7 protein-coding genes are annotated in these 13,133 nt (G+C 68.8%); 2 read left to right on the top strand and 5 right to left on the bottom strand.

The genetic code is table 11. The features are described 5' to 3' along the window. Window positions 1–12: 12 nt before the first annotated feature. Together V7Z82_RS06825 and V7Z82_RS06830 are read right to left on the bottom strand one after the other, a co-directional pair. Complete coding sequence (locus V7Z82_RS06825; protein WP_334149393.1) at window positions 13–5,208, bottom strand: endo-alpha-N-acetylgalactosaminidase family protein; 5,196 nt, start codon at window positions 5,206–5,208, stop codon at window positions 13–15. 222 nt (window positions 5,209–5,430) lie between these two features. Beyond that, window positions 5,431–7,245 (bottom strand): glycoside hydrolase family 35 protein, encoded by a 1,815-nt coding sequence (locus V7Z82_RS06830; RefSeq protein ID WP_334149395.1) that lies wholly within the window; start codon window positions 7,243–7,245, stop codon window positions 5,431–5,433. A gap of 93 nt (window positions 7,246–7,338) precedes the next feature. On the opposite strand from V7Z82_RS06830, the gene V7Z82_RS06835 reads away from it, so the two are divergent. Further along, entirely contained in the window at window positions 7,339–8,373 is a 1,035-nt protein-coding gene (locus tag V7Z82_RS06835; RefSeq protein WP_334149397.1) for a LacI family DNA-binding transcriptional regulator, read from the top strand. 6 nt (window positions 8,374–8,379) lie between these two features. Here the strand turns inward: V7Z82_RS06835 and V7Z82_RS06840 are convergent, their stop codons facing one another. Continuing rightward, window positions 8,380–9,504 carry a sensor histidine kinase gene (locus V7Z82_RS06840; RefSeq protein ID WP_334149399.1) on the bottom strand — a complete coding sequence of 375 codons (1,125 nt, stop codon included), beginning with the start codon at window positions 9,502–9,504 and terminating at the stop codon, window positions 8,380–8,382. Window positions 9,505–9,685: 181 nt separating this feature from the next. On the opposite strand from V7Z82_RS06840, the gene V7Z82_RS06845 reads away from it, so the two are divergent. Further along, window positions 9,686–10,345, top strand: coding sequence for a response regulator transcription factor (locus V7Z82_RS06845; protein ID WP_334149401.1), 660 nt, complete (start codon window positions 9,686–9,688; stop codon window positions 10,343–10,345). 9 nt (window positions 10,346–10,354) lie between these two features. Here the strand turns inward: V7Z82_RS06845 and V7Z82_RS06850 are convergent, their stop codons facing one another. Further along, window positions 10,355–11,662 (bottom strand): MFS transporter, encoded by a 1,308-nt coding sequence (locus V7Z82_RS06850; RefSeq protein ID WP_334149403.1) that lies wholly within the window; start codon window positions 11,660–11,662, stop codon window positions 10,355–10,357. Continuing rightward, window positions 11,659–13,131 carry an amidophosphoribosyltransferase gene (gene purF, locus V7Z82_RS06855; RefSeq protein WP_334149405.1) on the bottom strand — a complete coding sequence of 491 codons (1,473 nt, stop codon included), beginning with the start codon at window positions 13,129–13,131 and terminating at the stop codon, window positions 11,659–11,661. The genes V7Z82_RS06850 and purF overlap by 4 nt, the downstream gene beginning before the upstream one ends. Between the last annotated feature and the right edge of the window lie 2 nt (window positions 13,132–13,133).

The following is a 13,133-nucleotide window of genomic DNA, read 5'->3' on the forward strand; positions in this document are numbered from 1 at the left end:
GTCAGCGCACGATCAGCTCATCCGCCGACGGCGCGTCCACAGCAGCGCACCGAGGGTGATGAGCACCAGCGCCGAGATGCCGACGGTCGACCAGAGCACACCGTCGGCGCCCGTCGTCGCAAGGTCGCCGCCGCCCGCAGACGCGGGTGCAGCAGTGACCGAGAGTCCCGTCCGCGCCAGCTCGGCGCCAACGGCATCCGTCGCCACGATCGAGTGCGCACCGGCTGCAGTCCCGGCGGGGATCGTGATGGTGGCGGACGCCTCACCGCTGTCCGACACCACGACCTCGCCGACCTTGACCGGCTCGGAATGCAGCCAGAGCTGCACGAGCGCTCCAGCCTCGAACCCGCGCAGCTGCACGCCCACCGAGCCGCCGGCCTGCACGGCGCCCACCGCGGCGACCACGGTCGGTGCGTCCACTGGCTTGGCCTTCTTCACCTGCACCTCGGCACCCGCGAGCTCGGTGCCCGCGGCATCCTGCACCGTGATGCGGTGCGTGCCGACGGTCGTGTCCACCGGGATCAGCACTGGCGTCGTGACGCTCCCGTCGGCATCGACCGGCGCATCCGCCAGTCGCACCTCGTCGAGCCAGATCGACACCGTCGACTCCGGCGCGAAGCCCGTCAGTCTTGCCTCGACGGTCTCCCCGGCCCGGACCGAGTCCGCACCGAGGCTCAGCTTCGGGTCGGTGGCCGGGGTGCACTCGCTCAGGTCGTCCGCCGGCCGCGCCTTCGGAGCGTGCCCCTCGTTCGGTGCTGAGGAGCCGTAGACCGCCATCTCGGCGACCGCGGCGAACTGGGTCCCCGAGATCGATGAGGTTGCCGTGATGCGGATGTATCGGGCCGTGGTCTCGTCGAAGTTCACGTCCTGCCACTCGGCGACGTTCTTCCACTCGCCCGAGGTCACGTCGGTGAACGTCGCACCGTCGGTCGAGACGGCCACCTGATACCCCTTGATCGGACCGTTCTGGTTGGCGCCGCGGCGCAGGTACGAGACTCCGTCGACCTGCTCTGCTGCGCCGAGATCGAAGGTCAGCACATGCGGATACGAGGTCGCGTTCGCACTCCATCGACTGTGCCAGAAGCTGCCGGCGTCGCCGTCGAGCATGTTCGCGGCTGCGCCGTCCTCGCCATCGACCTCCTCCGAACTGGCGGATGCCGTGATCTGCGCGTTCGGGATCCGTGCTCGCGACGCCACGGCGGCCTGCTGCACCGCGCTCACCGTCCGCGCATCGCAGTCGGCGAGGTACGTCGCCGAGATGCCGATGCCGACCGATGTGCCCGCTGCCTCTGCCGGAGCGGTGATCAGCCAGGTGGTGTCGGCGCTCTCCCCCGGTGCGACCGATGCGAACAGGTTCGACGAGCCCTCAGCGACCTCGACCGTGTAGCCGTCAGGCAGCTCGAGCTGCACGCCGATGTTCTCGACCGCGAGATCCTCGCTGTTCGTGAACGTCGTCGTGAAGCTCGCCTGACCGCCGGGGTTCAGCACCGCGCTCTCACCGGACACGGTCGCGCACGGCGTGCCGCCGGTGGTCGCTCCCAGATCCGTCACGGTGAAATCGTCGAGCACGAAGTCGACGTCCGGTCCCCCTGCCCGCTCCAGACCGACCCAGGTGTAGTCGCCGCATCCGACGACCACGTCCTGACTGAACGCAGTGGTCTCCAGGGCCTGATCGATGGGCGTGCGGCTGAGCGTGGTCGAGGTGACCTCACCGCCCGACACGACGTCGGTGCCGCTGAGCCAGCGGTACGCGCCGCTCGCACCGACCTGGTAGTCGAACCCGATCCGGTACGTGTGCCCTGCCTGCAGCGGCACGAGCGTCGGATCGGTGCGGTACACGACGCCGTTGTTCTCGGAGTGCGACATCAGGGAGTGGTCGCCCGTCAACGTCGAATCGGTCGCGAGACCTGCCAGTGCGCCGCCGGGGGCGAACGGGGCAGCCGTGTTGCGCCACTCGCTGCTCGCGTACGGATCGTGCCGGCGCGAGATGCTCGTGCGGGGATCGTCGATGCCGTTGGCGTCGCCCTTCACGAACGGTCCCCAGCCCGCCTGGTTGCCCTCGAAGTCGTTCGAGTAGACCGCGCCGGCGACCGTCGCAGCGGTGGTGTCGAGCATGATGCGCGCGTTGTCGACGCGCACCTTCGCCTCACCGGCCGCGGCCCTGATCGACACGTCGACCTCGCCGGATGCCGGCGCGAGGAACGACACCGAACCGCGCTGATAGTGCTGACCGGCCTTCGAGTCGGCACGCATGTAGTTCGAGGTCGGTGAGAGGTTCCATGTGCTGTCGACCGTTCCGCCTCCGGTGTCGACCGCGACGCTGACGTGTCGGGTCGCGGTCGGATCGATCTGCACCTGCGCGGAGAACGAGTACCGCTGCCCCGGCTCGAGCCCGGTGACGGTCTGGCCGATCGACGACTCGCCGGCGCCGAGCACGGCGATGTTGTCGCCGCGGGACTCGTTCTTCTTCGCACCGAGGTCGGTCCGCTCGAGCGAGACATCGCCTTCGGGGTGCCAGACATCGAGCGATCCGGCGTTGAACCCCGGGTCATCCAGACCGGCGTCGTGGTACTCGACCGCGGCGCGCTGCGCCCCGCCCTGCGGCACGACCACGTAGGAGACGCCCTTGTCGCCGGTCAGCGTGAGCGTGCCGTCGGCCGCGTTCGCAGTACCGACCTTGACGCGGCCCTGGTCGCCCAGCTCGAACACGTCGAACGTGGTGTTCGCGCTGAAGGCATCCGTGAGGCCGAAGGTCTTCTCGCCGCCGGATGCCGAGTAGAAGTACATCTTGTCGGCGTCGACCGGCGAACCGGCGTCGGCGTTGGAGTCGAGCGACTGCCAGGGCAGCAGGTACGAGTCACCGCGGAGCACCGTGGCGCCGTCCATCGTGATCACGCGTGTTCCCGCATCGATCGCGACCTCGACGTCGTCGGTCAGCGTGGCCTTCGCACCGGCCGCATACGTGAGCAGATCGAAGTGCTGGAGGAACTTGGTCGGCAGGCTCTGGGTCCAGACGTTGTCGATGAAGCCGTCCCAGTTCTGGTTGCCGACCCACCCCTCGGCGTCGACCAGCCGCTGCTGGCCGAGCAGAGCGTCATCGTTCCAGATGTCGGCCTGGCCGTTCTGGATGAACCGCACCATGGTCGAGTTGATGCCCTTGTTCGTCACCCCGCCGTAGCTGAGATCGTTCGGCCAGTGCGACCAGACCGTGTTGTCGACGAACTTGTCGCCCCACTCGGTCGCGACCTCGAGGCCCATGCCGTGCAGCTCGTCGGCGAGCTCCTCGGCGACCCACCCGTTCGAGTAGTAGACGTCGATGTAGACGCCGCTGAGGCCGGGCACCTCGTCGCGCAACTGCTGGAAGCGGTCGAGCACGCGGCCGGAGCCGAGGTCCGCCTGCTGGTCGATGTAGTACGACTGGTCCAGCCAGTTCCAGCCCGGCTTGTAGGGCGCAGCGCCGTCGATGATCGCCGAGTCGAAGGCGTTCGCCTGCGGGTACATCTCGGTGGCGTTGACGTGCACGCTCATGTCGGCGTTGAGCTTGGCGCCCTCATCGACGAGCGTGTTCAGGTCGGTGACCCCACCGGCGCGCTCGTTGAAGTTGTCGCCGTAGTCGGTGTTCGCGGAGTCGTGGCCCTCGCTGCCGTAGCCCTTGTTGAGCACCCACTGGCCGAGTCCGTCGGTCTGGTTGGCGATGCGCCTGGTGTTGTCGAGCGTGAGGTCGAAGTAGTTGGTCGCGCTCGAGGCGAAGTTGAACGGGATGCGGCTCACGACGCGCTCGGCGACCCGGTCTGCGCCGAGGCGCGGCGTGTCGATCTCGCGGTAGCGGATGGCGGCATCCTGCCAGTCGACGACGTCGTCGCCGTTGCGGTCGCCCGCGAACAGCACGGTCACCTTCGGCAGCTCGTAGGTCGTCACGCGGCTGTCGACCGCGGTGGTCGGGTGGATGAGCCAGGAGTTCGAGCCGATCTCTGCAGTGCGTCCGCCTGCCTCCGTCACCCGCGTGGTCAGGCGGCTGTTCCACGACGCGGTGCCCCCGGAAGCCTGCGTCGTCGCGTTCGTGATCACGCTGCCGATGACCTCGCCGGTGCCGAGGAACGCGAAGGACGCGCCCTTCTGCCCGGTCGCGGTCGATGCGGTCAGCGCGATGTGCTCATCGGCGTTCTTCGTGCTGTCAGGACTGATCACGGTGCGATCGAGCACCGAACCGGCATCGGCAGCGCTGGTCGACAGGAATGCGTTGTCCGGAAGGCCGAGCGTGTTGACCGATGCTGCGCCCTCCACGCCGGTGACCTCGAAGCCGACCGTGCCGTCGTCCGAGACCTGGATCCGGCTTCGCACCGTGACGTCGATGCCGTCCAGCGCCGAGATGTAGTCGATGCCGGATGCCGTTGTCGTGGCCGTGGTCTCGGCGGTGTACGAGGTGCCGTTGACCGCCCAGGTGCCACCCGAGGTGCGCTGGCCGCCGATGGCCGTGCCGTCCACCGTGTAGCCGACGATCTGCGGGAAGGTCCGGGAGACGGTCGCCGTGGTGCCGCCGTTCTCGATCTGCACGGTGTCGCCGGCCGGAGGGTTGCCGGGGTCGGTGACGATCGGCGGGAGGGCTGCGTCGGAGAGGACCTCGATCTCGCCTGCGCCGCCGCCGTTGCCCGCCGGGTCCTGGGCGTCGATGATCAGGAAGGCGACGTAGCGTCCTGTCGTCGCCGTGGCGAGTTCGATGCGCTGCTTCTCATCGTCGGCCGCCGGCGCATGCAGCGTCGCGGTGCTCACGGCTGTGCCCCAGCCGCCGTCCTTCGGAGACGTGGTCGCGACGGCAGCGTCATCGGTGACGTACACCTCGACGTGCTTCGCGTCGATGCGCTGCCCCTTCTTGCCGGAGTAGTCGAGCGCCTTGATCGAGATCGAGCGCTGCAGGTCGATCGAGAGCCAATGCGGGGCAGGGGCCGGCACGGTGTACCGCGAGACCCACTGCGTGGAGAAGTCGCCATCGAAGGCGCCGAGCGCGGTGCCGTCGAGTGCGGGCGGGGCCGGATAGGGGTCGGACTCGCTCGACACGGCGGACAGACGGTACTCGGACTTCGGGACGGGGATCAGGTCGGCTGCCTGCGCTGGCACCGCTTGCACAGCTGCACCGCCGAAGACGAGCGCGGTCGTCAGCAGGGAGCTGACGGTGCGCGTCGCGCGGGATGATCGGGAAGGATTCGACACGTCTTGCCTCTCGAACGGGAGGTGCTCGGAGAGGAGACGCTCCGATGCGCCCTGAGTGAGTCATCGATGAATCAATGTTTGCGCTATCACTCTAGAGGTGCATGCGCCGATTTTTCAACCCTTTTCATGGAGCTAGCGCTAACATACTCGCACGCATGCTCACGCAGCGCACGGAAGGCCGCCCCGCGAGTGATGCGGGACGGCCTCCGAACGACCGGCGGATCAGGAGCCGATGAACTCCTCCGGCGGCCCGAACGACGGCTGCTCGCGAATCTCGACCGTGCTGCCGAGCGCGTCCGTCTCGAGCACGACGACCTCGTTCCAGCCCTCGCGCCACAGCGGCGCAGGCGCATAGAGGGTCTCCTGCGGACCGACCTTCCAATAGCGGCCGAGCAGGAACCCGTTCAGCCAGACCATCCCCTTCGAGCCACCGGGAACGGCGAGCCAGGCATCGAGTGCTTCGGCGACCTCGATCCGCGCGACCGCGACGCCATCGGACGAGACCATGCCGGGCGCGGCATCCGGAGCCGTCTGCGGGACGATCCGGTGCGTCCAGCCATGCACGAACCGCCGGCCGATCATGACCGAGCCCATGATGCCCTTCCCCTCGCCGGTCCGGGGGCCGTAGTTGATCCGGCCGAGGCTCTCGACCACGATCGTGAGCAGCCCCCGCCCGCCGGACTCGGGCATCGCGAGCGACGTCTCGCCGTCGCGGTCGAGCGTGCCGAGCCGCTCGTCGTCGAGGAAGACCGAGGCGCGATCGTGCAACCCGTCGATGGTCAGCGTCGTGCCGGCGGAGAAGACGACGGGAGACTCGTAGGCGACGAGGCCGTCCTCGGCGCCGAGGCGCTCGAACGTCTGCGGACCGGGCGTCTGCTCGCCGACGGCAGGGAGCGAGCGCACGAGCTCCAGGAGGGATCGGCTCGGTGCCAGGACAGCGGATGCTGCCGCCTGTCGACGAGGCACTGCGGGCACATCCGGCAGCGCCCCGGCATGGAACGGTGCGAACAGCTCGCGCAGCGCGTGGAACTTCGGGTTCAGCGTGCCGTCCTCGCCGATCGGGGCGTCGGAGTCGTAGCTCGTCACGGTCGGCTGCAGCACGTCGTCGTGGTTCGCACCGTTCCACAGGCCGAAGTTGGTGCCGCCGTGGGCCATGTAGAGGCTCACGGAGCCACCCTGCGCCAGCAGTTCGCCAACGGTGCCGCCCATGCTGGTGGCCGAGCGGACGTGGTGCCGCTCGCCCCAGTGATCGAACCAGCCACCCCAGAGCTCGCTGCACATCAGCGCCTCGCCCTCTCGGCGCAGCTCGACGGCATCTGCGACTCCGGTGCCGAACGTGAACGTCGTCATCGCGCCGGGCACGCTGCCGTGCTCGATCATGTCGGCGGTGATGCCGTCGGCGGTCGTGAGCATCTCGACGATGCCGCGCGACCGCAGCCCGTCTCGCAGGTGTGCGAGGTAGGCATGGTCGCTGCCGAAGGACCCGTACTCGTTCTCCACCTGGACCGCCACGATCGATCCCCCGTGCGCCGCCTGCAGCGGGACGAGGAGCGGAATGAGCCGGTCGTACCAGGCATCCACCGCCGCGAGGAAGGCGGGGTCGCTCGTGCGCAGCGCATCCACCCGACCGGAGAGCCAGAAGGGGATGCCGCCGTTCGACCACTCGGCGCAGATGTAGGGACTCGGACGCACGAACACATCGAGACCGACCTCCCCCGCGATGCGGATGAAGCGCTCGATGTCGCGCCAGCCGTCGAACCGCGCGTCGCCCTCCGTGCGCTCGTGGAAGTTCCACGCGATGTAGGTGTCGACCGTGTTCGCGCCCATCGCGGCGAGGCGTCGCAGGCGGTCCTCCCACTGATCGGGGTGGACGCGGAAATAGTGGATCGCCCCGGACAGGATGCGGTGCGGCGCACCCTCGCGGATGATCTCGCCGTCACGCCAGGACAGCGCGGAGTCGAGAGCGAGGTCCGCGGATGCCGAGGTGGCGGCGTTCGCGGTCGGGCCGTCGACGACGGCGGCGAGAAGGTTGGACATAGCGCTCCAAAGACGAGTGTTTGCGTTCACATTATCGCATCGCAACCCGTCGCAGTTACTGATATTCCGGCGATTGATCGCTACCATTGGCACATGTCACCACGCCGCCATCAGGAAGACCGCTCTCCGAGCCAGGTCGACGTCGCCAAGCTCGCCGGCGTCTCGACGCAGACCGTCTCCAGGGTCATGTCTGGGCAGGACAACGTGCGCGCCGACACCGCGAGACGCGTCCTCGCCGCCGTCGATGAGCTCGGGTATCGGGTGCACGCCGCCGCGGCATCCCTCGCCTCGGGGCGCACGCGCGTGCTCGGCGTGATCGTGGTCTCCACCGACCGCTACTCCTCTGCTGCCCTCGGCGTCGGCATCCAGCAGACCGCCGCCGCGAACGGCTACACGGTGTCGACGGCAGCAGTGGCGGATCATGCCTCGAACGAGGCGTTCCTGGAGGCCTTCGACCGGTTGGAGCGACAGGGCGCGGAAGGCATCATCCTCGGCGTGCCTGTCGAGCTCGACAGCCCGGCGATGCGGATGCGGATGGATCGCACCCCGGCGACGCGCAGCGAGCGCGTCTCGCTCGACGAGGATGCCCCGCTCGCCGTCGACCAGGGGGCGATCGCCCGACTCGCCGTCGAGCACCTGCTCGATCTCGGCCACGCAACTGTGTGGCATGTGTCCGGTGACGACTACTGGACCGAGACCCAGCAGCGCAGCGAAGCCTGGGAGCAGACGCTGCGCGACCGCGGCATCACGCCGCCGCCGGTGATCCCGGCCGACTGGACGCCGGAGTCCGGCTACCGCGCCGGCCGCACGATCGCCGCGATCCCCGAGGTCACCGCCGTCTTCGTCTCGAGCGACGAGATGGCGTTCGGCCTGATCCGCGCGCTGCACGAAGCAGGTCGGAATGTGCCGGAGGACGTCTCCGTGGTCAGCGTCGACGACATCGCCCTCGCCGCCTACGCCTCGCCTGCACTCACCACCGTTCGTCAGCCCTTCGAGTCGATGGGACGAGCCGCCGCATTGCGGGTCATCGCCCAGATCGAAGGACATGAGCCCGTGGGCGATGTCCCGTCGACGGATCCGCAGCTCATCGTGCGCTCGTCGACCGCGCCACCCCGCAGCGCTCGCTGACCGCGCTCAGGCCAGCGGCAGCGTCGCCCGCACGACCCATGCATCGCCCTCGGTCGCCTGGATGAACTCGCCTCCGAGCACGTCGACCCGCTCCGCCAGCCGCGTGGAGCCGAATCCTCCGGACGGCAGGCCGGTACGAACCCGGGGAACGCTGTAGTCGTTGCTGACCCGCAGGCGGGCCGACTGCGCATCCGCTCCCACCTGGATGCGCACCGGGCCCACCCGTCCGTGCTTGATGATGTTCGTGGTGCTCTCACGCAGCACGCGTGCGAGTGCGGCATCCACCAGCCGGGGCAGCGGCTGCGACAGGTCTGCAGTCACGTCCGGGGCGTATCCCGCTGCGCGCAGCGTCGTCTCCATCTCCGCGAGGGTCGTCTCGAAGTCGTCGATCCGCTCCGGCTGCGCCTCGCCGTGCCCCGGTGCGATGAGCCGGCGGATGTCCCGGAGCGCGCGTCGAGCCGCGTCGCCGATCTCGCGCTGGGTCTGCGCGAGCAGCTCGGGATCGCGCTGGCGCTCCATCACCCGAGTCTGCATCGCGATCACCGTCAGATCGTGAGCGATGACGTCGTGCAGCTCGTCGGCGATGAGCAGGCGCTCATCACGACGCACCTGGTCCATCACGGCGGCCTGCTCCTTGGCGGCCGCTGCCAGTCGCTGCTCACGACCCCGCGCCGAACGGAGCAGGAAGCCACCGGCGCCGGCGATCACCGCGACGAGCAGTCCGACGCCGACCTCGACCGGCTTCGACGGCCGAACGATCGCGATCGCGGCCGCAGCGACCAAGAGCAGTCCCGTGAAGCCGACGATCACCCGCATCGAGCACATCCGGACGACCACGGCCGTGGCGACGGAGAGCGCCGCGAATGCCGGACCGTCGTAGCCGGAGAGGAACGCGACGACCATCGCCAGAGCGAGCAGCGCCACGGCGAGCGGCGGAGAGATGAGGAAGACCGCGAAGATCGCCGTGATCGCCACATCGAGGATGACGAGGGACGAGATCGGCTCGCCACCGAGAGCGACCGAGAGCACGGTCGCGATGATCGCCGCCGCGACGACGACGAGCAGGACGATTCGCTCGGCGGTGTTCAGCGGCGCGGCCGCGTCGAATCCGCGCGAGGTGCTCTGAGGCACGAGGACAGACCGCATTTTGCTCATATCGTCGATTATCTCTTCGGTGCACCGCTCACACTTCCGGTATCCGAGGGACGGCGCCATAGTCTTTCGGGCCGTTCTCGCCGGTACGTTCGGTCTGGAGACGACGCAGCACGCGGTCGGCGGCGGGACCCCCAGCTGCCGACGATAGGATCCAGGCGTGGGACGAATCCGTGTGGCCATCGTCGATGACGACAAGCTCGTCCGCCGAGCACTGACCGTGTTCCTCGAGGACGCCCACGACATCGACGTCGTGGGGGAAGCCGTCGACGGGGTCGCCGGCGTGGCTCTGGTGCAGGAGCTGAGCCCTGATGTCGTCCTCCTCGACATGCAGATGCCCCGCATGGGCGGCGTGGAGGCCGCCACCGAGATCGCCGCAAGCGCGCCGACGACCCGAGTGCTGGCGATCACCACCTTCGGCACGGTCGAGATGATCCTGCCGATGCTCCGAGCCGGGGCCGCCGGCTATCTGCTGAAGGATGCCGAGCCCGAGGCGATCGTCGAAGCGGTCCGTCTGGTGCACGCCGGCGCCGCAGCCCTGTCGCCGGCGATCACCGCCCGCCTGATCGAGAGTGCTCAGGACGGGGCGCCGACGCCGAGAGACGAACTCGCAGCCGGCCAGCAGCTCTCCGAGCGCGAGCGGGAGATCGTCACGCACCTGGCCCTCGGTCGCTCGAATGCCGAGATCGCCCGCGCCATCCATGTCTCCGAGAGCACCGTGAAGACGCATCTGAGCAACATCATGACCAAGTGGGAGGTCAACAACCGCGTGCAGATCCTCATCCGCGCAGCCCGCAGCGGACTCGTCCGATTCCGCTGAACCGATCGGTCACCAGCGACCGTGGCGACGCTCCCACTCGTCTTCGATCGTGCGCCGACGGCCAGCGACGATGCCTGCGGGGATCGAGACGATCAGCACTCCGGCGATCACGATGAGCGGCACCTGCCACCCGGCGGTCGTGTCATGCAGCAGGCCGACGAGCAGCGGGAAGACCGCCGCGATCGCGTAGCCGATGCTCTGCACGAAGCCGCTCAGCGCGACGGCGCTCTCCGGAGTGCGTGCGCGGATGCTGAGCAGCACGAGGCTCAGCGGGAACATGATGGCCGTGAGCCCGAAGAAGCTCACCCACAGCGGCAGCGCAGCGGACGGCACGAGCAGCAGCCCGAGGAGACCGACCAGGCCGCCGCCGACCGCGATGAAGAACAGCGGACGGGTCGCCTGGAACCGCACGACCATGATCGGCACGATCATGGAGCAGGGCAGGCCGATCAGCGCGAACAGCGACAGCAGCAGTCCGGCGGTCGCCGGAGTGACGCCGCCGATGTCGACGAGCAGCGTCGGCAACCAGGCGAACGAGACGTAGGCCATGGTCGACGAGGTGCCGAAGACGAGCGCCAGCGCCCAGGCGAGCGGCAGCCGCCAGAGGCGGGCGAAGTATCGAGGGTTCGCCGGAGCGGTCGAGATCGGACCGGTCGCGACGGCAACCGCATCCTGCACGTCATGCCGACCGTCGGTCGGATCGATCGCCACGTTCTCGGCCGGTGCGGTCACGGGGGCCGACCGCTCGCGGATCAGCAGCGTCAGCCACGGCACCAGGGAGATCGCAGCGACGATGCCCCACATGCCGAGCGACACCCGCCAGCCGAGCGAATCGGCGACCGGCACGGCCACCAGCGGCGGCAGGAAGGTCGAGATCGCCAGCGTGGTCGAGTAGACCGTCATCATGACGCCGATGCGGTCGGGGAAGTACTTCTTCACGAGGGGCGGCAGCAGGACGTTGCCCGAGCCGACGCCGGCGAACACGAGCGCGGTCGCGGCGAGCAGCGTGACCGAGTCGACCGCGAACCCGCGCAGCAGCATCCCGGCCGCCATCAGGGCGATGGCCGTGACAGCGACGCGCTCCAGGCCGAAGCGGCGCTCGAACAGCGGGGTGAGCAGGCCGAACACCGCGAAGCACACCGGCGGGGCTGCGCCGATCAGTCCGACCACGACCGACGAGACCGTGAAGTCCTCCGCGACGTGATCGATCACCGGGGACAGCGACGCGACTGCGGAGCGCAGGGAGAACGCGACGAGCACGATCCCCACGAGTGCGAGGGTTCGCCCCTCCCAGAGCGGGCGGGCGGGCGTCGTCATGACGTCTGCGAGCCCTCGACCCAGGCGAGGTACTCGTCTGAGACCGTGCCGGTGACGTACCGGCCGTCGAAGCAGCTCATGTCGAGATCGGTGATCGCCGAGCCCTCCGTGATCGCCGCCTTCAGGTCTTCGACCTCCTGGTAGACGAGGTGGTCGCAGCCGAGCACCTCGGCGATCTCGGGGATCGTGCGGCCGTGCGCGATGAGCTCCTGCCGCGACGGCATGTTGATGCCGTAGACGTGCGGGTGGCGGACCGGCGGCGCAGCCGAGGCGAAGGTCACCGACGTGGCACCGGCATCCCTGGCCATCTGGATGATCTCCTTCGACGTCGTGCCGCGCACGATCGAGTCGTCGATCAGCAGCACGTTCTTGCCCTGGAACTCCGTCGACATGGCGTTGAGCTTCTGCCGAACGCTCTTCTTGCGCACCGCCTGGCCGGGCATGATGAAGGTGCGGCCGACGTAACGGTTCTTGTAGAAGCCTTCGCGGTACTCGATGCCGAGCTTGCGGGCGACCTCCATCGCTGCGGGGCGCGAGGAGTCGGGGATCGGCATCACGACGTCGATCTTGTCCATCGGCACGTGCTTCGCGATGGTGTCGGCGAGACGGTCGCCCATGCGCAGGCGGGACTCGTACACCGAGATGCCGTTCATGACAGAGTCGGGGCGGGCCAGGTAGACGTACTCGAACGCGCACGGCGCCAGCTGCGCGGCCTCTGAGCACTGCTTCGAGTACAGCTCGCCCTCGGTGGTGATGAAGATCGCCTCACCGGGCTCGACCTCGCGCACGACCTCGTAGTCGCCGTTCTCGAGCACGAGCGACTCGCTCGCGACGACCCACTCGTCCTTGCCCTCGGCGCCGGCGACCGTCGACGGGCGACGGCCGAGGATCAGCGGACGGATGCCGAAGGGATCGCGGAACGCGAGCAGGCCGTAGCCGGCGATCACGGCGATCACGGCGTAGGCGCCCTCGATGCGCTCGTGCGTGCGGGCGACGGCCTCGAACACCCGCTCGGGGTCGAGGTCGACGGTCGAGGTGGTGTTCTGCAGCTCGCCGGCGAGCACGTTCAGCAGCAGCTCGGTGTCGCTGGAGGAGTTCAGGTGGCGGCGGTCGCGCTTCGCCATCTCGGCCGTCAGCTCACGCGTGTTGGTGAGGTTGCCGTTGTGGATGAGGATGATGCCGTACGGCGCGTTCACGTAGAAGGGCTGCATCTCCTCTTCATTCGAAGCGGTGCCCTTCGTGGCGTAGCGCACGTGGCCGAGGCCCACATTGCCGAGCAGCGCTCGCATGTCGCGGGTGCGGAACGCCTCGCGGACCATGCCCTGCGCCTTGGCGTTGTGCATCACCCCGTTCGACTCCGCCGTCGCGATGCCCGTCGCATCCTGGCCGCGATGCTGCAGCAGCAGGAGTGCGTCGTAGATGTCCTGATTGACCGGGGCTGCCCCCACCATTCCGACGATGCCGCACATGG

Origin of the sequence: Microbacterium sp. (assembly GCF_036823965.1) — a bacterium.
Taxonomy (GTDB): Bacteria; Actinomycetota; Actinomycetes; order Actinomycetales; family Microbacteriaceae; genus Microbacterium.